General features: G+C 59.3%; 21 protein-coding genes and 1 other RNA gene. 14 read left to right on the plus strand and 8 right to left on the minus strand.

Translation table 11 applies throughout. The features are described 5' to 3' along the window. Positions 1–158: 158 nt before the first annotated feature. The gene (locus tag R6X40_RS03525; RefSeq protein ID WP_318410984.1) at positions 159–1,568 is read left to right on the plus strand and encodes an FAD-binding oxidoreductase; all 1,410 of its coding nucleotides are present in this window, start codon (positions 159–161) and stop codon (positions 1,566–1,568) included. Between the two features lie 83 nt (positions 1,569–1,651). Beyond that, positions 1,652–5,449, plus strand: a complete 3,798-nt coding sequence (locus R6X40_RS03530) for an AsmA-like C-terminal region-containing protein (RefSeq protein ID WP_318410986.1) — start codon at positions 1,652–1,654, stop codon at positions 5,447–5,449. Positions 5,450–5,486: 37 nt separating this feature from the next. Here R6X40_RS03530 and R6X40_RS03535 read toward each other — a convergent pair whose 3' ends face one another. From R6X40_RS03535 to ssrA, 4 genes are all read right to left on the minus strand, one after another. Beyond that, positions 5,487–5,702, minus strand: a complete 216-nt coding sequence (locus R6X40_RS03535) for a ribbon-helix-helix domain-containing protein (RefSeq protein WP_318411314.1) — start codon at positions 5,700–5,702, stop codon at positions 5,487–5,489. 102 nt (positions 5,703–5,804) lie between these two features. Further along, entirely contained in the window at positions 5,805–6,008 is a 204-nt protein-coding gene (locus tag R6X40_RS03540; protein ID WP_318410988.1) for a DUF4169 family protein, read from the minus strand. 25 nt (positions 6,009–6,033) lie between these two features. Further along, positions 6,034–6,558 (minus strand): SspB family protein, encoded by a 525-nt coding sequence (locus tag R6X40_RS03545; RefSeq protein WP_318410989.1) that lies wholly within the window; start codon positions 6,556–6,558, stop codon positions 6,034–6,036. 162 nt (positions 6,559–6,720) lie between these two features. Further along, positions 6,721–7,101, minus strand: a transfer-messenger RNA (tmRNA) gene (gene ssrA / locus R6X40_RS03550). Positions 7,102–7,245: 144 nt separating this feature from the next. Between ssrA and R6X40_RS03555 the strand changes: the two genes are divergently transcribed. The 9 genes from R6X40_RS03555 (at position 7,246) to R6X40_RS03595 (ending at position 14,141) form a co-directional block, all read left to right on the plus strand. Beyond that, entirely contained in the window at positions 7,246–7,554 is a 309-nt protein-coding gene (locus tag R6X40_RS03555; protein WP_318410990.1) for a DUF2853 family protein, read from the plus strand. Positions 7,555–7,658: 104 nt separating this feature from the next. After that, entirely contained in the window at positions 7,659–8,453 is a 795-nt protein-coding gene (locus R6X40_RS03560) for a thymidylate synthase (protein WP_318410991.1), read from the plus strand. 62 nt (positions 8,454–8,515) lie between these two features. Next, complete coding sequence (locus tag R6X40_RS03565) at positions 8,516–9,121, plus strand: glutathione S-transferase (protein WP_318410993.1); 606 nt, start codon at positions 8,516–8,518, stop codon at positions 9,119–9,121. Beyond that, on the plus strand, positions 9,114–9,629 hold the full coding sequence (locus tag R6X40_RS03570) for a dihydrofolate reductase (RefSeq protein WP_318410994.1): 516 nt from the start codon (positions 9,114–9,116) through the stop codon (positions 9,627–9,629). The genes R6X40_RS03565 and R6X40_RS03570 overlap by 8 nt, the downstream gene beginning before the upstream one ends. 150 nt (positions 9,630–9,779) lie before the next feature. Further along, entirely contained in the window at positions 9,780–10,895 is a 1,116-nt protein-coding gene (hflK, locus tag R6X40_RS03575; RefSeq protein ID WP_318410995.1) for an FtsH protease activity modulator HflK, read from the plus strand. Continuing rightward, on the plus strand, positions 10,895–11,812 hold the full coding sequence (locus R6X40_RS03580; protein ID WP_318410998.1) for a protease modulator HflC: 918 nt from the start codon (positions 10,895–10,897) through the stop codon (positions 11,810–11,812). The genes hflK and R6X40_RS03580 overlap by 1 nt, the downstream gene beginning before the upstream one ends. 8 nt (positions 11,813–11,820) lie before the next feature. Next, a complete protein-coding gene (locus R6X40_RS03585; protein WP_318411000.1) occupies positions 11,821–12,006 on the plus strand; it encodes a DUF2065 domain-containing protein in 186 nt (61 codons plus the stop codon). A gap of 3 nt (positions 12,007–12,009) precedes the next feature. Then, entirely contained in the window at positions 12,010–12,396 is a 387-nt protein-coding gene (locus R6X40_RS03590) for an ACT domain-containing protein (RefSeq protein ID WP_318411001.1), read from the plus strand. Between the two features lie 209 nt (positions 12,397–12,605). Then, on the plus strand, positions 12,606–14,141 hold the full coding sequence (locus R6X40_RS03595) for a Do family serine endopeptidase (protein ID WP_412178310.1): 1,536 nt from the start codon (positions 12,606–12,608) through the stop codon (positions 14,139–14,141). Positions 14,142–14,195: 54 nt separating this feature from the next. Here R6X40_RS03595 and R6X40_RS03600 read toward each other — a convergent pair whose 3' ends face one another. Together R6X40_RS03600 and serB are read right to left on the minus strand one after the other, a co-directional pair. Continuing rightward, positions 14,196–14,753: a GNAT family N-acetyltransferase gene (locus R6X40_RS03600; protein WP_318411003.1), complete on the minus strand. Its 558-nt coding sequence runs from the start codon at positions 14,751–14,753 to the stop codon at positions 14,196–14,198. Then, positions 14,750–15,637, minus strand: a complete 888-nt coding sequence (serB, locus tag R6X40_RS03605) for a phosphoserine phosphatase SerB (RefSeq protein ID WP_318411005.1) — start codon at positions 15,635–15,637, stop codon at positions 14,750–14,752. Before serB ends, R6X40_RS03600 begins: the two co-directional genes overlap by 4 nt. Between serB and miaA the strand changes: the two genes are divergently transcribed. Continuing rightward, complete coding sequence (gene miaA / locus R6X40_RS03610; protein WP_318411007.1) at positions 15,636–16,541, plus strand: tRNA (adenosine(37)-N6)-dimethylallyltransferase MiaA; 906 nt, start codon at positions 15,636–15,638, stop codon at positions 16,539–16,541. The genes serB and miaA overlap by 2 nt on opposite strands. A gap of 17 nt (positions 16,542–16,558) precedes the next feature. Here miaA and R6X40_RS03615 read toward each other — a convergent pair whose 3' ends face one another. Next, complete coding sequence (locus R6X40_RS03615; protein WP_318411317.1) at positions 16,559–18,604, minus strand: ATP-binding protein; 2,046 nt, start codon at positions 18,602–18,604, stop codon at positions 16,559–16,561. Positions 18,605–18,925: 321 nt separating this feature from the next. Between R6X40_RS03615 and R6X40_RS03620 the strand changes: the two genes are divergently transcribed. Both R6X40_RS03620 and ilvN read left to right on the plus strand, forming a co-directional pair. After that, on the plus strand, positions 18,926–20,719 hold the full coding sequence (locus R6X40_RS03620) for an acetolactate synthase 3 large subunit (RefSeq protein WP_318411009.1): 1,794 nt from the start codon (positions 18,926–18,928) through the stop codon (positions 20,717–20,719). Between the two features lie 23 nt (positions 20,720–20,742). Beyond that, positions 20,743–21,315 carry an acetolactate synthase small subunit gene (gene ilvN, locus R6X40_RS03625; RefSeq protein ID WP_113316728.1) on the plus strand — a complete coding sequence of 191 codons (573 nt, stop codon included), beginning with the start codon at positions 20,743–20,745 and terminating at the stop codon, positions 21,313–21,315. A gap of 66 nt (positions 21,316–21,381) precedes the next feature. On the opposite strand, the gene R6X40_RS03630 is transcribed toward ilvN, so the two are convergent. Further along, the gene (locus R6X40_RS03630) at positions 21,382–22,227 is read right to left on the minus strand and encodes an aldo/keto reductase (RefSeq protein WP_318411012.1); all 846 of its coding nucleotides are present in this window, start codon (positions 22,225–22,227) and stop codon (positions 21,382–21,384) included. Positions 22,228–22,373: the final 146 nt, after the last annotated feature.

The raw sequence follows: 22,373 nt of genomic DNA on the forward strand, positions 1-22,373 counted from the left end.
TTTCTTCCCTGTGTCCGGACTGTCTCACTTTGTCGCAATTCTTTGCTAAACCCGCTAGGTAGCGGATGAGGTTCTGGACAAAGTGATTCCGATTTGCACAGTAGAGCGTTGAAATCTAAGAATTTCCGCGATGTTGAGCGATCGTTCGGGGAAGAGATATGGCGCTGAAGGCGATCAAGGCGGGTAACCGCAACGAAACCGGCATTAAAGCAGCCTTACAGCTGATGAGTGAGCGGTTCGGTGATCGATTCCAGACCGGCGAAGCCATCCGCGCCCAGCACGCCCATACGACCACCTATATTCCTGCTCAGCTGCCCGACGGCGTCGTTTTTCCGGAAAGTTCTGCCGAGGTCGAGGCGATCGTCGCCATTGCCAGCGAGCACGGCGTCCCGTTGATCGCCTTCGGGACCGGCTCGTCACTGGAAGGTCACGTCAACGCCCCGCATGGCGGCATCAGCGTCGATATGAGCCGCATGGACAAGGTGCTTGAAGTCAATGCCAGCGATTTTGACTGTACGGTCCAGCCGGGGATCACGCGGGAGGCGCTGAACGTCTATCTGCGCGATACCGGCCTGTTCTTTCCGATCGATCCAGGTGCCAACGCCTCAATCGGCGGTATGGCCTCCACCCGCGCTTCGGGCACCAATGCGGTGCGCTATGGTACGATGAAGGATAATGTGCTGGCAGTGACGGCAGTCACCGCAGGGGGCAAGGAAATCCGCACTGCGCATCGTGCGAAGAAGTCATCGGCCGGTTACGATCTCACCCGTCTGTTCGTCGGCGCGGAGGGAACACTCGGTATCCTGACGTCGATTACTCTGAAACTGCAGGGCATTCCCGAACTGATCGCCGGCGGCGTCTGCTCGTTTCCGTCGGTGGGCGACGCCTGCAATACGGTGATCCTCACCATCCAGTCGGGCATTCCGGTGGCGCGTATCGAGCTGCTCGACGCCCTGCAGATGAAGGCGAGCAACGCCTATTCGGGTTTGACCTTTCCCGAAGCGCCGACGCTGTTCGTCGAATTTCATGGCAATGCCGAAAGTGTCGCGCTGCAATCGAAGCAGTTTGCCGAGATTGCCGCAGAATTCGGCAGTTCCGAATTCAAATGGACCGCCAATACCGAGGAGCGCAATGCGCTTTGGAAGGCGCGGCACAACGCCTATTGGGCGCAGAAGAGCCTGGCACCGGGCCTGGCGATCCTTTCCACCGATGTTTGCGTGCCGATCTCGCGGCTTGCCGACTGCGTGGAGGCGACGCACGAGGATATTGCAGCACATGATTTGATCGCACCGATTGTCGGTCATGCGGGCGATGGCAATTTCCATGTCGGCCTTTTGTTTGACGACAAGGACGACGCCGATATTGCCAAGGCGGAAGCTTTTGTCGCACGGTTGAATGCCCGGGCGCTGGCCATGGATGGGACCTGCACTGGCGAGCATGGTATCGGCCAGGGCAAGATGCCGTTTCTTGAGGATGAGCTTGGCGATGCGCTGGATTTGATGCGGCAGGTGAAGCGGGCGCTCGATCCCGGTAACATCTTCAATCCCGGCAAGATTTTTGCCATGTGAAAATGATGGGTGGATGGTAAGGAGTGGTAGACGCCCATAAGGGCGCTATCTTCGGCGGTCGAATGGGATAGGGCTTTCAACTGGTGCTTTCGCGAATTCTGGTTTTTGTCGGTGGTCTTCTGGTCGTGGCGTTGTTTGCCGCGCTGATCGCGCCGATGTTCGTCGACTGGACCGACTTCCGCAAGGATTTCGAGCGCGAGGCAAGCCAGATCATGGGCAAGCCGGTGGTTGTCCATGGGAGCGTCGATGCTCGCCTCATTCCCTTTCCTTCGGTGACGCTCAATGACGTCCGTGTTGGCCAGTCCGAAACCGGCGAACCCCTGATCCAGGTCGAGCATTTCTCTATGGATGCCGAACTGGCGCCGTTCCTGTCCGGCGAAGCGTTGATTTTCGACATGCGGCTGGAGCAACCCAAGGCGAAAATCCGGTTGTTGCCGGACGGCACGCTCGACTGGGCGCGGGGCCGCAAGGCCTCCATTCCGACCAAGACCGTGATCCTCGAAAATGTCGCCATCACTGGCGGCCAGATCGATTTCATCGATGAACAGACGGGGCGCACCCGGCGCGTCACCGGGCTTGAGGCAGATCTTTCGGCCCGCTCCCTTGCCGGTCCTTGGAAAATGGAAGGCCGTGCGGCGCTCGACGGCGAAGCCGGCAGCTTTGCTTTTTCCAGCGGCGAGGCAGACGAAACCGGCACGCTCGGCTTGCGGTCGCGGCTGACGCCGGACAAGCGGCCCTTCGGCGTCGAACTCGACGGTGACCTGAAGATCGTCGATTTCAAGCCCGTCTATCAGGGTAAGTTCACCCTGACGGAGAACAAACCGGCCGAAGCGCAGAAGTCGCAGGATCAATCTGCGGCACTGCGGGTGACAGGCGGTTTCGAGCTGACCAATGAGCGCATTCGTGTTCCCGATTACCGCCTGGAGATCGGCCCCAAGGACGACCCGTATCTGGTCACCGGTGAGGCGACGCTCGACACCGGCAAGGAGCAGGAATTCCTGCTTCTGGCCGATGGTCAGCAGATCGATGTCAGCCGCATCGGTAATGCTGGCGCTGCCGGCAAGACCGGCCGCGATCCCGCGATTTCGGTGCGGCAGCGGCTGGCGGCAATCATGGCGATCGCTGCCGACATTCCGATCCCGCAGGTGCCGGGACGGGCGAGCCTCAAGCTGCCGGCAATCGTCATCGGCGACACCACCGTTCGCGATGTGCGCCTCGATCTGCGGCCCGACGGGGCCGGCTGGATGGTCGATAATGCGGTTGCTCAACTGCCCGGCCGCACGCAATTCGAAGCCAAGGGGCGGCTGCAGCTGACCGGGCTGCGCGCGTTTCGCGGCGAGATGCTGGTTGCGTCCAATCAGCCTTCGGGGCTGGCCACCTGGCTTGCAGGCTCTGTCGATCCAGCCATCCGCAAACTGAAGACTGCAGGGTTTTCGGCGACGGTGAACCTCACGGATACATTGCAGCAGTTTGAGCGGCTGGAGGTGGCAGCTGGTCCCGCCGTGCTGCGCGGCCGTATCGAGCGGCAGGCACCGGAGGGTGCACCGCCAAACCTGTCATTGCAGCTCAACGGCAACAGTATCGATCTGGAAGCGCTGCAGGCGCTGGCCGGACTGGTGGCGGGAGATGCCTCCATCGCGACGCTTCTGTCGCACACGATCGCGGCGGACCTTTCGGCGGATAAATTCTCCGCTTTCGGCGAGGATGCCAGCGATGTGCAGCTGGTAGCGACCTTGAAGAACGGCCAGCTGCAAGCCGAACGCGTATCGATCGGCAATATTGCAGGCACGCAGCTTGCCTTGTCGGGACGAATGAGCGGCGAAATGGCCGCGCCAGTGATTTCGGCCAAGATGAAACTGGCGTCACCGGACCTCACTCCATTCCTCAAGATGATCGAGCGTCATGCCGAAGCGCACCCGGCGCTGGAGCGGCTGGTAAAGAGCGGACCCTATTATAGCAACGCGGCGTTGGACTTGACGCTCTCTGCCGGCAGCCAGGACGGCAAGGCGCCGGTGACATTCGGTATTATCGGCTCGGCCAATGGCACCAAGATCGCTGCCAACTATCAGGCGCCCGATATCGCGCAGGCGCTTGCCGGGCAGGGTATTCTTTTGGAAGCCACGATGGAAAATCCGTCGGCGCCGGTCCTGCTCGGCCAAGTCGGTTTTGATCCCTTGCCGTTCGATGCGGATGAGAATGCTATCCTGTCGCTGAAGCTGCAGGGCGTCGATGGCCAGAAGGCCAATGCCGACCTGACCTTCACGACGGCGCGCACAGCCCTTTCGGCCAATGGCGATATCGATCTGTCGCGTGATAATTTTCTGTCCGGTCAATCGAAAATATCGCTCGAAAGCCGGGATTTCGAGCCGTTCCTGCTGTTGCAGGGGATCGGTCTGCCGCAGATGGGGACCGGCCTGCCGCTGGCGCTGAAGGCGGATATTGTTACCACGGCCGATGCCGTGACCCTGTCGGCAATCGACGGCAAGGCGGACGGTAACGCATTTTCCGGCACGTTTGCGATCGACCGGAAAACGCCGGGCAAGGCGACAGGACAGATTGCACTCGATACGCTGGATATGGCTTGGGTCGGCGAGGGTATCCTTGGTACCGTGCAGGATTCGGTTAGCGGAGAATTGTCTGCCTCGCCTGTGGTTCAGCCTGCCTGGAGCGGGTTCGATGTGGCCGTCGATGTCTCCGCCAAGCAATTCTGGCCAGGCGTCTACGGCGCGGTTTCCGGCATGTCAGGAAAACTTGCCTGGAAGGGTGACCAGATTTCGATAGACACGATCGCCGGCGACTGGCTGGGCGGCAAGATCGAGGGGCGCTTGCTGCTTGGCAATGGCGATGGCTCTGGCTTCTTCCAGACACGGCTCGACCTCAAGGATGGCGACCTGGCGGCTGCGGTCTGGAAAACCGGCGGCGCGGCCGTTGCCGAGGGAAAATTCGACCTGACGCTTGCCGTCGAGGCGTCCGGCAAGACGGCGCAGGCGATGGCTGAATCGGCAAGCGGCTCTGGGACGGCGACGCTGCGCGACACGATCGTGCATGGCCTGAACACCGCCGCACTGCCGGATGTCATGTTAGCTGCAGACCGCATCCAAGGCGATATCACACCGGCTTCGGTAACGCCGGTGGCCGAGAAGGTGGTGCTTTCCGGGCAGACGGCTTTGGGCGCCGTGACGGTACCATTCAGCATTGCAGGCGGCACCCTGCGGGCTCAAAATGTTACTGCGGGTGATGCTGCTGCCAATCTTTCCGGAAATCTGGAAATCAGCTTTCCCGACGAACGGATGACAGCTGGCGTTACCGTCGATTTCCGCCCGGGCGAGGAAGCGCTCACCGGCGCTGAAGCGCAGGTGAGCCTGGACTATGCAGGGCTTCTGCATTCGCCGGGCATGACGTTCGACGCCACTGATCTGTCGAATTTCCTGTCGCTCAGGGCTTTCGAGCGCGAGCGCCGCCGTGTCGAGACGCTGCAGGCAAACGTGCTTGAAAAACAGCGGCTGCGCCGCGAACTGACGCTCTACAAGGCCAATGCGGTCGAGCGCGAGGCGGCACGCCTGCGGGCTGTCGAGGAGCAGCGTCGGCGCGAATCGGCTGCGAAAGAGGCGGTGCGGCTGAAGGCTGAGGCGGACGCCAAGGCGGTGGCCGACAAGAAGGCCGCTGATGACGCCTCTGCCGCTAAAGCGGCAGAGGATGCGGCCCGGAAGGCAGATGAACAGAAAAGCCAGAACCTGTTGCCGTTCGATCCTACCGGTGATGTGATCCGGCGCGAAGAACTCGGCGCACCACAGCAAGGCACGGCACAGCAGCCTCCGGTTATCCAGACCCCGCAGCAAGGCCTTGATTTTGAAGCTTTGCCGGGTGTGCGGCCGCAGTAAACCCTTCGAATGCCCTAAGGCAGAACGTATACCGTTCTTAAATCTTGCTGGTTTTGATCCAGGTCAGGACATGAACCCTGAGCGCCGAAGAAAGATTGCTGCCGGCTGGCCGTCCATCATCGATCTCGGCAATGAGCTGCGCAAGCGGGATCTGGCGCGTATCGGCAATCGTCTTCAACTCCTGCCAGAACGGCTCCTCCAGCGAAAAGCTGGTGCGGTGGCCATGCAGCGTCGCCGAATGCTTGCGGATCACAATGCGCCTCAGAAAATGAATCATCTTTGTCTGAAAGTGATTCCGGAAATTTGGCTTATCTGTTGATTTTAAAAAGAATTGCTGGTTTTCGGGCGAAGGCGTTTATTCCGCGTCGTCCGTGTCAGCCGGTGTTTCGCGCCTTCCCTGGTCGAGCGCTTTGCTGGCCTTGTCGTTGATCGTCTTGGTCAGCTGCTTTTCGGCCTTCGTCCGCCCGAAGGAAATCCGGTTCTGATCCGCCGTCATGTCCTTCTCCGTCCGCGCCTTCTGTTTGCGGAACTGACGGAGATTGACGACGTCGCCGGTCATGATGAGCCTGTCCGAAGTTGGGTTTTCAGTTCTTCTTGCGGAAGGAATCCAGTGAAACCACCGAGCCGCCTTCTTTCTTGCCGTCATCGCCGGTCTTGGCGCTGGCTTCGGTATCCTGCTCCTCAGACTTTTCCGCCGTTGCGACCGAAACCGGATAGGCGGTGATTTCGGCAGTCGCTTCCTCGTCGAAGGCAGCGACGTCGAACTCAAGCTCGAAATTGACAGACGGGTCGTAGAAGCCGCGAATAGCGTTGAACGGGATGACCAGCTTTTCCGGCGTATCGGAAAACGACAGACCGATCTCGAACAGCGTTTCGGTGACCTTCAGGTCCCAGAACTGGTGCTGTACCACGATTGTCATCTGCTCGGCATATTTGGACTTGAGGTGCTGGGAAATGCGCACGCCCGGTGCGCCAGTCAGAAACGTAATGAAGAAATGATGGTCGCCGGGAAGGGCACCGGTGGCTGCGACTTCGATCAGGACCTTGCGAATGACGCTGCGAAGCGCATCCTGCGCCAGAATGTCGTAGCGGATATGGTCTTGGCCCATAAGATCCCCGTCTTTCTTGTAACTCAACTCTGTCACACTTATGCCATTTGCTCTGTACGCAGGAAAGTCCTGACATACGAGTCATTTGCATCATCTATAGACCATTTCAAGGCAACCGAGAAGGCGGCGTCGATGGGGAGAGGGTAGGGCAAAGATGGGAGAAGTGGAGGTTTCTGTTGCCAGGTACCTCCGAACCCCGCCCAAAGGTGCGACCCCTTAGGACTTGATTTGAAGTGTCACACTGCGATTAAGCAGCGAGACGAGCTTCCGCATAGTTGTCATTTGCAACTACAAGTTTAGCCCGATAACGGTGGTACAATGCCGAGCAAAAAGTCGATCTTTACACCCTTGTCGATCCTATTTCGCCCCCATCAAAAGCCGGTCTGCCAAATTCGACAGATTGGTCGTCACTGACCGGTTTTTGGTGGAGGCGCCGGGTACCGCCCCCGGGTCCAATAGGCTTATTTCATCGCCTGTTTATCGCCATATCCGTCCGAAGACGGCAACTGTCATATAGGTCCTAAACTGCGCCAAGAAAAGGGCCTTTTCGAAAATACAATCGGGTCTTTGCGCTCATCCGGGCCGGATGGCTCTTGACATGCTCGTCAAGCGTGAAAAAACTTGTGTTGCGCATCTTTCATCAGGAAAGCTGCGCGGCGTGAAGCCAAACCCGTGTGAGGAGACACCATGACGGATTATCTCGCAGATGTGAAAAAGTACGATAGCGCCGCCGACGAGGCCGTTGTGACCAAGATCGTCAAGCATCTGGGTATCGCATTGCGCAACAAGGATTCCTCGCTCGTCTCCGCCTCTGATCCAACAGAACTCGACAGGGTCAAGGAGAAATGGTGCGGCAAAAAGCTTGGTGTTACCGGAGCGGACGCCGACGCAGCCGTTGATGCGGTTGCCAAGACGATGGCGGGCGACCGTTCGAAGTCCCGCGTGACCTTCTACTACCTGGTGGCAAAACACCTCGGCAAGCTCGCGACGCTCTGATCGTTCGTGCCTTTTGAAGTCGCTTGGGGAAACCCGGGATTTACCGATTGGTTCGCCGCCGCCTTGCGCTTATTTTAGCGCAAAACGAATCGGCGGCGGACCCTATGAAACAGTATCTCGACCTTTTGCGTCATGTGATGGAGACCGGCTCAGACCGCGGCGACCGCACGGGCACTGGTACACGTTCGGTCTTCGGTCATCAGATGCGTTTCAATCTGGCCGATGGATTTCCGGTCCTGACGACCAAGAAGCTGCATCTCAAGTCAATTATCCACGAGTTGCTCTGGTTCCTGAAAGGCGACACCAATGTCGCCTATCTCAAGGACAATGGCGTCCATATCTGGGACGAATGGGCTGACGCGAACGGCGATCTTGGGCCGGTTTACGGCTATCAGTGGCGCTCCTGGCCGACCCATGACGGCCGTCATCTCGATCAGATCGTCGCCCTAGTCGAGGGCTTGAAGAAAAACCCGAATTCACGCCGGCATATCGTCTCGGCCTGGAACCCGGCTTTGATCGACGAGATGGCGCTGCCGCCCTGCCACTGCCTGTTCCAGTTCTATGTGTCCGACGGCAAGCTGTCCTGCCAGCTCTATCAGCGGTCTGGTGACGTGTTCCTCGGTGTGCCCTTCAATATCGCTTCCTATGCGCTTTTGACCCTGATGGTGGCGCAGGTCTGCGGCCTTCAGCCGGGTGATTTCGTCCATACGTTCGGCGATACGCACATCTATCACAACCATTTCGATCAGGTGCGCGAGCAACTGTCACGCACGCCGAAGGTACTGCCGAAGATGGTCATTAATCCGGATGTGAAGGACCTGTTTTCCTTTCGTTTTGAAGACTTTGAGCTCGTCGGCTACCAACCCGATTCACATATCAAGGCGCCGGTTGCGGTGTAACCGCAATGATGACACTGTCACCGGACAGGATGACCTGAGGTTGAATGGTCGAGGAGGACCCCATGCTGACGTTGATCCATGCGCCGCAGTCACGCTCGTCGCGCATTATCTGGTTGCTTGAGGAACTGGGCGCCGAGTATGAGATCCGCTATGTCTCCATTCGCCGCTGGGATGGCTCGGGCGGACCAGACGAGAACAATCCGCATCCGCACAAACAGGTTCCGGCCCTTCTGCACAATGGTGCCCTGGTCACCGAGTCCACCGCCGTCACCCAGTATTTGGTCGAACTCTATCCGCAGTCTGAACTCGGCCGTCCGCCGGGACATGCTGATCGCGGTGCCTATCTGTCCTGGCTTGCCTATTATGCCGGCGTGATAGAACCGGCCGGAAGCGCCTTCCTGTCCGGCGTTTCCGCCGGCAATCCGGCTCTTTTGAAAGTGTACGAGGACATGTGCATGCATGTGGTCGAGACATTGACGAAGCAACCTTTTCTGCTCGGCAATACGGTCAGTGCCGTCGATCTCCTGCTGGTCAGTGCGTTGACATGGATGCGCAAATTGTTGCCGGACAGTCCGGTGGTCGATCAATATATTCAGTCGATGATCGCACGTCCGGCGCTTGCCCGCGCCCGTGCCATTGATGCCAAGCCGGATGGATTTCATGACTGAGCCGAAACTAAGCATCGTCGTCGCCGTGTCCGCCAATGGCGTGATCGGCAGGGATGGCGGTTTGCCATGGCATTTGCCGAGCGACCTCAAGCGCTTCAAGGCGCTGACGCTTGGAAAACCTGTGATCATGGGCCGAAAGACCTGGGCCTCGATCGGCCGGCCGCTTCCAGGCCGTCCCAATATCGTCATTAGCCGCGACGCACTTTTCACGGCGGAGGGAGCGACTGTCGTTCAATCGCTTGACGCGGCGCTTGGTGAAGCACGCCGGCTGGCTGCTGATCTTGGTGTCGATGAGGTCTGCGTGATTGGTGGCGGCGAGATCTACCGTCAGGCGATCGGCTTGGCCGATACCCTGCACGTCACGACGGTGGCCGCCGAGGTTGATGGTGATACCCGGTTTCCTGCTATCGATCCTTCCGCCTTTGACAAGATCGTCGATGAACCCTTGCCGCAGGGCGAAAAAGACAGCCACGCCATGCATTTCTCGACTTGGCGCCGTAAACGCTGAGCAATGCTAACTATTTTGCCGGATTTACGGTGAAGTTGGATGCATCGCGTTGAAAGCGGTTCTGGACATACCTATAACGGATTCACATCATGGCCTGCGGCTTGTCCGCGGGGCATTGATCTCGGAATTTTTTCTATAGAAGAGGTATGAATGCCCTGGAGCAATCAGAACGGCGGCGGCGGTGGTCCTTGGGGCGGCGGCGGCGGTGATAACAAGGGTCCTTGGGGCCAGGGGCCAAACCGGCCGCGTGGCGGCGGCGGTGGCCGTGGCAATGGCGGCCCTCCGGATCTCGAGGAAATCTTCCGCCGGGGTCAGGACCAGCTGAAAAGCGTGGTTCCGGGCGGTTTTAATGGTGGCGTGTTCGCGATCATCGGCCTTTTGGTCGTCGGCTTCGTGCTGATGAACTCGATCTACACCGTCCAGCCGGACGAGCGCGGCGTCGAAATGCGTTTCGGCAAGCCGAAGGACGAGATTTCCATGCCGGGTCTGCACTATCATTTCTGGCCGCTTGAAACGGTCGAAATGGTCAAGATCACCGAGCAGCAGCAGAATATAGGCAACAGGGCAGGTGTCGGCGATCAGGCTGGCAGCGGCTTGATGCTGTCTGGCGACCAGAACATCGTCAACGTCCAGTTCTCCGTGCTGTTTTCCGTCACCGACCCGAAGGCTTATCTCTTCAACGTCGAGGATCCGTCCGACACGCTGCAGCAGGTTGCCGAAAGCGCCATGCGCGAAGTTGTTGGCCGCCGTCCGGCGCAGGACATCTTCCGTGATAACCGTCAGGCGATCGCAGCCGACGTGAAGACGACGATCCAGGCGACCATGGATACCTATGGTGCCGGCGTTTCCGTCAACACGGTCGCGATCGAAGACGCAGCACCGCCGCGCGAAGTGGCTGATGCGTTCGACGAAGTCCAGCGCGCCGAGCAGGATGAAGACCGCTTCGTCGAGGAAGCCAACCAGTACGCCAACCAGGTGCTGGGTAAGGCCCGCGGTCAGGCAGCGCAGTTGCGCGAAGAAGCGGCCGCTTACAAGGATCGCGTCGTCAAGGAAGCACAGGGTGAGGCGCAGCGCTTCATCTCGGTCTATGACGCTTATGCGAAAGCCCCCGAAGTGACGCGCAAGCGTCTCTATCTCGAAACGATGCAAGGCGTTCTCGGCAAGTCCAAGAAGGTCATCCTCGACGAGAAGAACGGCCAGGGCGTCATGCCTTATCTGCCGCTCAATGAAATCGGCAAGCCCGCGCAGTCGGGAGGGGCCCAGTAATGACCAATCGTCTTCCTTATATCCTCATCGGCCTCGCGCTCGTGCTGATGGCGGTCTATTCCTCCGTGTTCATCGTCAACCAGCGTCAGCAGGCTATCGTCGTGCGCTTCGGTCAGATCAAGGACGTCAAGACCGAGCCGGGTCTCTATTTCAAGCTGCCGTTCGCCTTCATGGACGCAGACCGGGTTCAGTATGTCGAAAAGCAGGCCCTGCGCTTTGACCTCGACAATATCCGCGTGCAGGTCTCGGGCGGCAAGTTCTATGAAGTCGACGCTTTCGTCGTCTACAAGATCGCCGATGCCCGCCGCTTCCGCGAAACGGTGTCCGGTGATCGTGCCTCGGCCGAATCGCGTCTTCGCACCCGTCTCGACGCGTCGTTGCGCCGGGTCTACGGTCTGCGTGGCTTCGAATCGGCACTGTCCGAAGAGCGTGCATCGATGATGCGCGAAGTTCGGTCAGACCTGAAGACCGACGCCGAATCGCTTGGCCTCAACATCGAGGATGTCCGCATTCAGCGCACCGATCTGACGCAGGAAGTTTCGCAGCAGACTTTTGAGCGGATGAAGGCGGAACGTCTGGCTGAAGCCGAACTGATCCGTGCCCGTGGTAACGAAAAGGGTCAGACCCGCCGCGCCGTCGCAGACCGTCAGGTTGTCGAGTTCGTTGCCGAAGCGCAGCGTGATTCGGAAATTCTGCGCGGTGAAGGCGAAGCCGAACGGACTTCCGTGTTTGCCGATGCGTTTGCCCGTGATCCTAAGTTCTTCGAGTTCTACCGCTCGATGACGGCTTATGAACAGGCAATCGGCAGCCCGGACACGACGCTTGTCTTGTCGCCTGACTCGGAATTCTTCCGTTATTTCAACAGTTCGGATGGTGCACCCAATCCGTCCAGCACCCAGCCCGCTGCAGGAAACTGATCAGCGAAATGAGTGACTTTCTGACGGGAATTGCTTTTTTCCTGATCATCGAGGGGCTAGTGTACGCACTGGCCCCTTTGGTTTTGGTGGAAATGGCAAAGCGTTTGCCCCATATACCGGAACAACAGTTGCGGCTGTTCGGGCTCGTATCCGTCGTCATCGGCGTCGCACTTGTCTGGTTGGTGCGAGGATAAGACATGACACATAAATTGCTCATTCGACTGGTGGACGCGGAATATGCGATCACAAGACTGACCATCGGAACGCCGCTGCCCGATTGGCTGCCGGGCGCAGGCTTTTGGGCCGTCTCGAGTTCACGCGAGGAGATGACGCTTGTGTGCCGTGCGGCGCGCATTCCCTCGAATATCCAGTCGTCCGGTGGCTGGCGATGTTTCCGAATCGAACAGCATTTCACCCTCGATGTTGCTGGCATTCTTGCCTCCGTGCTCAACCCTCTTTCCGAAGCCGGTGTCGGCATTTTCGCCAATTCTACCTTCAGCACCGATTACATCTTCATTATCGGCTCCGACCTCGACAAGGCTGTCGCAGCGTTGAAGGCGCATGGTCACGAACTGATGAATTGACGGGCTGACCCAGGCGTCCGTTGAGCCACTGACGAAAAGATGACTGGACGCGTCCCGAATCCGCCTTATCTTCGAACAGATTCTACGCCACCCTGCACGGCATAGAGGTTGACGAAAGCCAATCTCGCAGCTGTGATGCGGCTGCATGACGAACATTTTGCTGCCGGCCGCTCTTATGGCGGCGTGCCTTCCCAAATCGAGAGGACCCCATGGGCTTGTCCATCCGCGCTTCCTTCTTCCGGTCCGTCACGCTCGCCGCCAGTGCTGCTCTGCTGATGAATTCCGTGCCGGTCCTGTCCGTGGCACATGCCCAGACCAAGGCACCACTGCCGACCCAGCAGGGGCCGGAATCCGTTGCTGATCTGGCCGCAGGCCTGCTCGATGCGGTCGTCAACATTTCGACCTCGCAGAAGGTGAAGAACGACGACGAGGCGCCGATGCCAAAAGTGCCGGAGGGGTCGCCGTTCCAGGATTTCTTCGATGAATTCTTCAAGGGGAAGGGTGGCGAGGGCGGCAGCCGCCAGCGCACCGTCGATTCACTCGGCTCCGGCTTCGTCATCGATCCTTCGGGCATCATCGTCACCAACAATCATGTGATCGAGGGCGCCGACGATATCGAGATCAATTTCGCCAATGGCTCCAAGCTCAAGGCCAAGCTGATCGGCACGGACACCAAGACCGACCTTGCTGTCTTGAAGGTTGAGCCCAAGAAGCCCCTGGCCGCTGTTCCGATCGGTGATTCAAAGCAGATGCGCATCGGCGACTGGGTGATGGCGATCGGCAATCCGTTTGGCCTTGGCGGCACGGTGACGGTCGGCATCATTTCCGCGCGCGGCCGCAATATCAATGCAGGCCCCTATGACAATTTCATCCAGACCGATGCTGCGATCAACAAGGGCAATTCCGGCGGGCCTCTCTTCAACATGAAGGGTGAGGTCATCGGCATCAATACGGCGATCATTTCGCCCACCGGCGGCTCGATCGGCATCGGCTTCTCCGTTCCGACGGAGCTTGCGTCCAACGTCATCTCACAGCTTAGGGAATTTGGCGAAACCCATCGCGGCTGGCTTGGCGTGCGCATTCAACCGGTAACGGGTGATATTGCCGAAAGCCTGAAGATGGACACGCCCAAGGGCGCGCTGGTGGCAGGGATCATCAAGGGTGGTCCCGTTGATGGCGGCGAGATCAAGACGGGCGATGTCATCCTCAAGTTCGATGGCCGTGATGTCGTCGAGATGCGCGATTTGCCGCGTGTCGTGGCGGAAAGCCCGGTCGGCAAGGCCGTCGACGTGGTGATCGTGCGCGATGGCAAGGAAATGACCGTCAAGGTGACGCTCGGCCGTCTCGAAGACGGTGAAAACCTGGCCGAGGCGGAGGCGGCAAAAAACCCGCAGGCTGGCGAAGGCACCGATCAGGCCGAACCGCCCGCCGCCGAACTGCCGGCATCCGATGTCGTGCTCGGGATGAAGCTTGCCGTGCTCGATGCAGATAGCCGCAAGACCTATGGAATATCCGAGGATGTCGACGGGGTCGTCATCGCGGACGTGCAGCCGCAATCGGCAGCTGCCGAGCGGCGGATCACTACTGGTGACGTCATCGTCGAGATTGGTCAGGAAGCGATGAAGACGCCGGAAGACGTATCGGCGAGGATCGAGGAACTGAAGGCTGACGGCCGACGCAATGCGCTCTTGATGATCGCCAACAAGACCGGCGAACTGCGGTTTGTCACTGTGCGGATGGAATAGTTTTCTCGTCCATCGATGATAGTGGACATTGGAGGCGGGCTGAAAGGTTCGCCTTTATCGTGTCAGCCACTGCTCGCGGCTGATAGCGTAAAGCACGTGCTGCTGGAGATGCGGCGTGGTATCTGGCACCCGCGGATGTTTGAAGTCACGGCTCGGATCGTGACGCAGGCCGATGCGCTCCATGACGGCCGTCGAGCGCGCGTTGTTCGCCACCGCGAAGGAGACGATTTCCGCAAGACCGTGTTTTTCAAAGCCATGCTGCAGCATCGCTTGTCCCGCCTCCGTAACAAATCCTTGACGCCAGAAGCGGACGGCCATGCGCCAGCCGATCTCGACCGTACCATTCGGCAGATGCGGTTCCAGCTCGGTGCGTGCCAAGCCGAGAAAGCCGATCGGCTCATCAGTGTCCTTGAGGGCAAGGGCAAAGAACCCAAGCCCGGTTTCGTCGATCCTGGTGCGGACCTCGTCCATCAGGGCATCGGATTCTTCGCGCGGTCGCTGGCGCGGGAAGAATTCCATAACCTTTGGGTCGGCATTGATTTCGGCGAACAGCGGGCGATCCGTCTCCAGCCAGTTGCGGATGCGCAGGCGCTCTGTTTCCAGAATGATCATCGTACGAAGTCCGTCTTCCGGTAGCCCTGAATATAGAGGAGGGCGGTGAGGTCGGCGTGGTCGATGCGGATCTTGACCTGTGCGGAGACCATGGGTTTGGCATGCAGGGCAACGCCTGCACCAGCCAGATGCAGCATGCCGAGATCGTTGGCGCCATCGCCGACGGCAAGGGCATCAGCTGTCGAAATCCCGAGCCTCGTGGTGATGTCGACAAGGGCATCCACCTTGGCCTGCTTGCCGAGGATCGGCTCTGCGACAGTGCCGGTCAGATACCCGTCCTTCTCGATAAGGATGTTGGCGCGGTTTTCATTGAAGCCGAGCATCGCCGCGATAGGCCCGGCAAAGACGGTGAAACCGCCAGAGACCAGTGCCGTATAGTATCCCTTGGCCTTCATCGTTGCGACCAGTTCAGGGCCGCCTGGGGTCAGCGTGATGCGCTTTTCGATGACGTCGCCGACAACGCTGAGCGGCAGGCCCTTGAGCAAGGCAACACGTTCGATCAGCGCCGGCTCGAACGCGATCTCGCCGTTCATCGCCCGTGCCGTGATTGCTGCAACTTTGTCCTTCAGTCCGGCTTCGGCGGCAAGCTCGTCAATGCATTCCTGACCGATCATGGTGGAATCCATATCGGCGATCAGCAGCTTCTTGCGTCTCGTTTCGGCATTCTGGACGATAACGTCGATCGGCGCGTCGCCGATAACGCCGCGTAAGAGCGCTTCCTGCCAGTCTGGATTGGCGCCGTCTTTCAGCGCGATATCGCAAGCGACACCATCGGCCAGCCAGTAGAGACCGGATGCGTCGATTGCCGCAGCAGCCTCTTCGGCGAGTGCTGCGGTCAGGACGGGATTTGACGGATTGGCAACAAGCGTGGCAACGAAGGCCATGATGAAAAACCTTGAGATTGGACAGGACGCAATCCTGATAACCGGGCCGACCGCCAGCGGCAAGTCCGCTCTCGCCGTCGCGCTGGCGAAACAGCACAACGGCGTCGTTGTTAATGCCGACAGCATGCAGGTCTACGATACCTTGCATGTGCTGACGGCGCGGCCGTTCGAGGCCGACATGCAGGGCGTTGTGCATCATCTCTACGGTCATGTCCCGGCATCGCAGCACTATTCGACTGGTGAATGGTTTCGCGACGCGGTCGAGGTGTTGCAGGCCGTGCGTAGCGAGGGGCGCATCCCTGTTTTTGTCGGGGGCACCGGGCTCTATTTCAAGGCGTTGACAGGCGGGCTGTCGGACATGCCAGCTGTGCCTGCTACGATACGCGATGATGTGCGGGGACGGTTGCTGACCGAGGGGGCCGAGGCCTTGCATGCTACCCTTTCAGACAAGGACCCGGAAACTGCCGCTATCCTGCGGCCGGGTGATGGGCAACGCATTGCGCGGGCGCTGGAAATATTCGAGGCGACCGGCCAGTCCATCCGCATCTTCCAGGCGCGGCAGGGGCCAGTTGCCATTGACCCCGGCAAAGCCCTGAAGATCGTCGTGCTACCGGACCGGGCCTTGTTGCGCCAGCGCATCGACCGGCGCTTTGCTGGAATGCTGGAAAGCGGTGCTGTCGAGGAAGTGAAGGCTCTTCTAGCGCTCGACCTGAAACCGGAAATGCCTGCAATGAAAGCGATCGGCGTACCGCAGATTGCCGCCATGCTGTCTGGAACGATGAGCAATGCAGAGGTTGTCGAAACGTCGTCGGCAAGCACCCGGCAATATGCCAAGCGGCAGATGACGTGGTTTCGCAATCAACTGGATGATAGCTGGTTACGCTGGGATCCCGCGAGCGCATGATACCGGCGGCATTCTGACTACTTGCGGATGATGCTGCTCAACGGTTTTTTCAACAGGCTTTCGCGCAATGACGGCCGGGGTTGGTCTGGATTGGGCTGTGCGAAGCTTGGCGCAGGGCGGGGCGGTGTCCGGTAGGGATCCGGACGTGGCGGCGTTGTCTGTTCGTCCGACAACAGTTGGCTGCGGATCTGGTTGAACCGTTCAAGCTGCGGATTGGGCGGCTCGTTACGGGGCAGCATGGCGGGGTTATAAGGCTGGGCTGCCGCCGCTTCATGGTCTTCGGCGAGATCAGCCTGAAAGGCACGGATGTTGCGAAGGTCGTCATCCGCCGGAACGATATCCTGGTCGTGTCCGCCAACACTTGCCGTATAGGCGTTCTGGAAGCTTGAAATGTCCGGACCGCTCATTGCGCGCATGCGCGAGACGACATTACGGAGATCGACCGTATCCGGTGTTTCATCCGTTACCTTGACGCCGATACCGTTCGCCTTGGGCAGATTTTTCTCTTCAATGCGGGTAAAGCGCATGCGCATCGGTACAGCCACGGCCTCACCGAAGGCGATCGCCTCGCCATTGCCGATCGAGGAAATGAAGCTGGTGGTCGAAATCGACGAATTGGGGATGGCCGAGCGGATGATTTCCTGGTCGCGGTCGTTGGACAGCCGCATGGCAAACACGGTCGAGCACTGTGATAGGATGGTCGGATCAAGCTCGCCGGGACGCTGGGTGATGATACCAAGCGAAACGCCGTATTTACGGCCTTCCTTGGCGATGCGGGCAATGGCTTGGCGGGTCGGTACGAAGCCCAGGCTGACATCGGCGGGAACGTAGCGATGCGCCTCTTCGCAGACGACCAGCATGTGAACGCCGCCATTGCTCCACAGCGCGATTTCAAAGGCCATGCGGCAGAGCACGGAGGCAACTGAATTGACAACTTCGGATGGAATTCCGGCGAGCTGGAAAGTGGTGATCGGCCGGCCTTCGCCCGGAATCCGGAAAATCTTGGCGATCGTTTCCAGGATGGTATCGGTGATCGTGTTCGACGAGAACATGAAGTTATAGCGCGGATCGTTGATGGCGCCGATCACCTTCACTTTCAGGGAGCGCAGATGCGGCTTGTCGTTGCGGCCTTCGAGGCGCCCGATGCGTTCGTCGATCATCGCCAGCAGATCGGCCATGCGGTAGGGCACTGGTGTATCGGCGGTGAGCGAACTCTTTTCGCTGGTCCGGCGTGCCAGGCCGCTATCTGCCGAGCCTTTGAAGGCTCGCTTGGCTTCCGGAATGACATCGCGCAGGATGTCGAGTTCTTCGGGAATCGGCGGCCGGCCGCGAAATACAACCTCGGCAAACTCTTCCAGCTTCATCAGCCAGAAAGGCAGATCGAGATTGTCGGTATCGATGACCACAGCAATGTCGGGGAAGGCGGCGGCGAATTCGTTGTGCGGATCGAGGATCAGCACGCGCAGCTTCGGATCAGAAGCGATGGCCTTGTGCAACAGCAGGCTGACTGCGGTCGACTTGCCGACACCGGTTGTGCCAACGATGGCAAAATGCTTCGACAGCATCGAGGGCACATGAATGGCGGCGTCGAGGCTCTCGTCCTGGGTGAGTTTGCCGATGACGCACGTATCTTCCTTGCCGGTATCGTAAATGCGGGCAAGGTCGGCCGAGCGGATGCGATGGGCAATGGCGCCGAGATAGGGATACTGGGTAATGCCGGCGGAGAATTCCTCGCGGCCGTTCGGGCTCACATGGACTTCGCCCATAAGCTCCACTTCAATGCGGAAGGTATTGTCGAGTTCTTCGCCCCATTCATTGGTGGCTGTCTGCATGGAATAGACGAGGGCGACGACACGGTTTTCGCCGACCGTGATGGAAATGAGCCTGCCGACTGACCACAATTCGGTGAGCGATGTCTCGCCGTTTTCGGCAATGGCTGCAATCGTCGCCCGCGAACCGCTGCACGCAACAACGCGGCCGAGGAAACGGTTGCCCCGTTTCAGGGTATCGCGTCGATCCTGCTCTCCGGCGCTGATCGAAGAATGGGGCTCATTGTTCAGCAATAGGAAACCTCTGGTCACGAATGCGCCATATTACCGGAAGGGATTTAACAAGTTGTTTCTTGGACTTGAACGTGCTTTTTCTAATTTGAACCCGCTATGGTTGTTTTCGGGAAAGGCGTTGACGGAGCGGACATTTCTGTTTATCTATCGCGCCCATGATCAATACAGCAGTTATTCTTGTGGTGGGACGGCGCATGGGCAGGATGGTATAACCATCCGGCGATAGCCACCCATGCGCAAAACACGAGGCCCTCAAGGGGCCTTTTTTTATGCCTTCAAACACGATACAGCCAAAACGCGAACATGGACGGAAACAGGCCAATGAGCGGTACAGACAACCAGACGGACGCAAACCAGATGACAGGGGCGGAAATTGTTCTTCAGGCACTGAGGGACAATGGTGTGGAGCATATTTTCGGTTATCCGGGCGGTGCTGTCCTTCCGATCTATGACGAAATCTTCCAGCAGGAGGATATCCAGCACATCCTCGTTCGTCATGAGCAGGGCGCCGGCCACATGGCCGAAGGTTATGCCCGCTCGACCGGTAAGGTCGGTGTCATGCTGGTAACGTCCGGTCCGGGTGCGACCAATGCGGTGACGCCGCTGCAGGATGCGCTGATGGACAGCATTCCGCTCGTCTGCTTGACCGGCCAGGTCCCGACGTCGCTGATCGGCTCCGACGCTTTCCAGGAATGTGACACTGTCGGCATCACGCGGCCCTGCACCAAGCACAACTGGCTGGTCAAGGACGTCAACGAACTGGCCAGCATCATTCATGAGGCGTTCCGCATCGCCCAATCCGGCCGTCCGGGTCCGGTCGTCGTCGATATTCCGAAGGACGTTCAGTTTGCTACCGGCACCTATACGCCGCCGTCGGCTTCGAAGGTCCAGAAGAGCTATCAGCCGAAGCTCCAGGGCGACATGCGCCAGATCGAGCAGGCCATCGAGCTGATGAAGGGCGCGCGCCGCCCGGTCATCTATTCCGGTGGTGGCGTCATCAATTCCGGGCCGGAAGCATCGAAGCTGCTGCGCGAACTGGTCGAGCTGACCAATTTCCCGATCACCTCGACGCTGATGGGACTGGGCTCCTATCCGGCATCGGGCAAGAACTGGCTCGGTATGCTCGGCATGCACGGCACGTACGAGGCCAACATGGCGATGCACGATTGCGACGTCATGCTCTGCATCGGCGCGCGCTTCGACGACCGTATTACCGGCCGCCTCAATGCCTTTTCGCCGAACTCCAAGAAGATCCATATCGACATCGATCCGTCGTCTATCAACAAGACCGTTCGCGTCGATGTTCCGATCATCGGTGATATCGGCAATGTTCTGGAAGACATGGTTCGCGTCTGGCGGGCCTCCGGCAAGGATGCCGACAAGGCGCGTATGGCCGAGTGGTGGGAAAGCATCGTCCGTTGGCGCGGCCGCAACTCGCTCGCCTACAAGATGAACGACGACGTCATCATGCCGCAATATGCCATTCAGCGCCTGTATGAGCTGACCAAGCATCGTGACACCTACATCACCACCGAAGTCGGCCAGCACCAGATGTGGGCGGCCCAGTTCTATGGTTTCGAGCATCCGAATCGCTGGATGACTTCGGGCGGCCTCGGCACCATGGGCTACGGTTTCCCGGCAGCGATCGGCGTTCAGGTCGCCCATCCCGACGCGCTGGTCATCGACATTGCCGGCGATGCCTCGATCCAGATGTGCATCCAGGAAATGTCCTGCGCCGTGCAGCATAACCTGCCCGTCAAGATCTTCATCCTCAACAACCAGTACATGGGTATGGTCCGCCAGTGGCAGCAGCTGCTGCACGGCAACCGCCTGTCCAACTCCTACACCGAAGCCATGCCTGATTTCGTCAAGCTGGCGGAAGCCTATGGCGGCGTTGGTATTCGCTGCGACAAGCCGGCTGAACTCGACGCTGCGATCCAGCGGATGATCGATAGCCCGGCACCGGTGATCTTCGATTGCCGCGTCGCCAATCTCGCCAACTGCTTCCCGATGATCCCATCGGGCAAGGCACATAACGAGATGTTGCTGCCAGACGAAGCCACGGACGAAGCGGTCGCCAACGCGATCGACGCCAAGGGCCGCGCACTGGTTTGATGGAATAGGAAAAGGACACGATCATGAACGCACATCTTCAGCCGACCGGCTCCGCCTATTTCATCGCCAAGGAAACCGAGAAGGCGGAAAACCATACGCTTTCGGTTCTCGTCGACAATGAGCCGGGCGTGCTTGCCCGCGTCATCGGCCTGTTTTCCGGCCGCGGCTACAACATCGAAAGCCTGACGGTTTCCGAGACCGAACATCAGTCGCACCTGTCGCGCATCACCATCGTCACGCGCGGCACACCGCATGTGCTGGAGCAGATCAAGGCGCAGCTGGAACGCATCGTTCCGGTCCACCGCGTCGTCGATCTGACGGTACGTGCTGCCGAGCTTGGCCATGACCGGCCGATCGAACGCGAAGTGGCGCTGGTCAAGGTCAGTGGTCAGGGCGAGAGCCGGGCGGAAACATTGCGCCTTGCCGACGCCTTCCACGCCAAGGTGATCGACGCGACGCTCGAACACTTCATCCTCGAAATCACCGGAAAGTCGTCCAAGATCGACCAGTTCGTGGCGATCCTGAAGCCGCTCGGCGTGCTCGAAGTCTGCCGCACCGGCATCGCGGCGATGAACCGCGGCCCGCAGGGGATGTGAGATAGCCGTAGATTTGAATGAAGAGGGGCGCCATTGGCTCCCCTTTTTTTATTGCCGACGGTAAGCTCAGATCATCTCCAGCGGCATTTTCCGGCCAGGTGGAGGGAAGGCTTTGTTGAGGATGGCCAAATCGTCCGGGGTCAACTGAACCTCGACGCATGCCCGGTTCTCCCGGACGCGCTCAGGCATTGCTGTTTTCGGTATAACGATGACGCCGGGGTTGCGGATCAGGAACGCAAGCGCGACCTGTGCAACCGTTGCCTGATGTGCCTTGGCGATATGGACGAGGTCGGGATGGCGCATCAGCCGGCCTTCGTCGAGCGGTGAATAGGCCATGACCGGAACCCCGCGGGCCTGACTGTCCTTCAGGAGATCATATTCGATGCCGCGGCGGGCGAGATTGTAGAGCACCTGGTTGGCTGCGACATTGCCGCCATCCGGAACGCCACGCAGTTCTTCGATATCATCCGCGTCGAAATTGGAGACGCCCCAGGCGCCGATCTTGCCGGACTGGCGCAGCGTCTCGAACGCTTCAACCGTTTCCGCCAGACGATACCGGCCGCGCCAATGGAGGAGGTAGAGGTCAATGTGATCCGTGCCGAGCCGTTTCAGGCTGGCTTCACAGGCCTTGATCGTGCCGTCGCGGCTGGCATTGGTGGGAAGCACCTTGCTGACGACGAAGGCGTCATTCCTGCGGCCCTTGATGGCTTCGCCGACGATCCGCTCGGCGCCGCCGTCGGCATACATTTCGGCAGTGTCGATCAGCGTCATGCCGAGATCGAGGCCATGTCGCAGGCACTTGGCTTCCTCCGTAGCGCTCGCCTTGCGTTCGCCCATGTGCCAGGTGCCTTGCCCGATCACGGGGATGGCCTTGCCCGAGGGAAGAGATGTGGTGGGAATGGCGTCTTGCATCGGCATCCTCTTTCGGCAGCGTGTCCGACCCGTTGTATGAACGGTCGATGTCTCATTTATGGCGCATCGTGGCCGGGCAAAGGCCGTATGTCAAAACCCCAGATCCCAAGGGTTACTTCTTCTTGTCACCCTGACAAGTTTCGGGT

Source organism: Rhizobium sp. PL01 (assembly GCF_033447125.1).
GTDB lineage: Bacteria > Pseudomonadota > Alphaproteobacteria > Rhizobiales > Rhizobiaceae > Pararhizobium.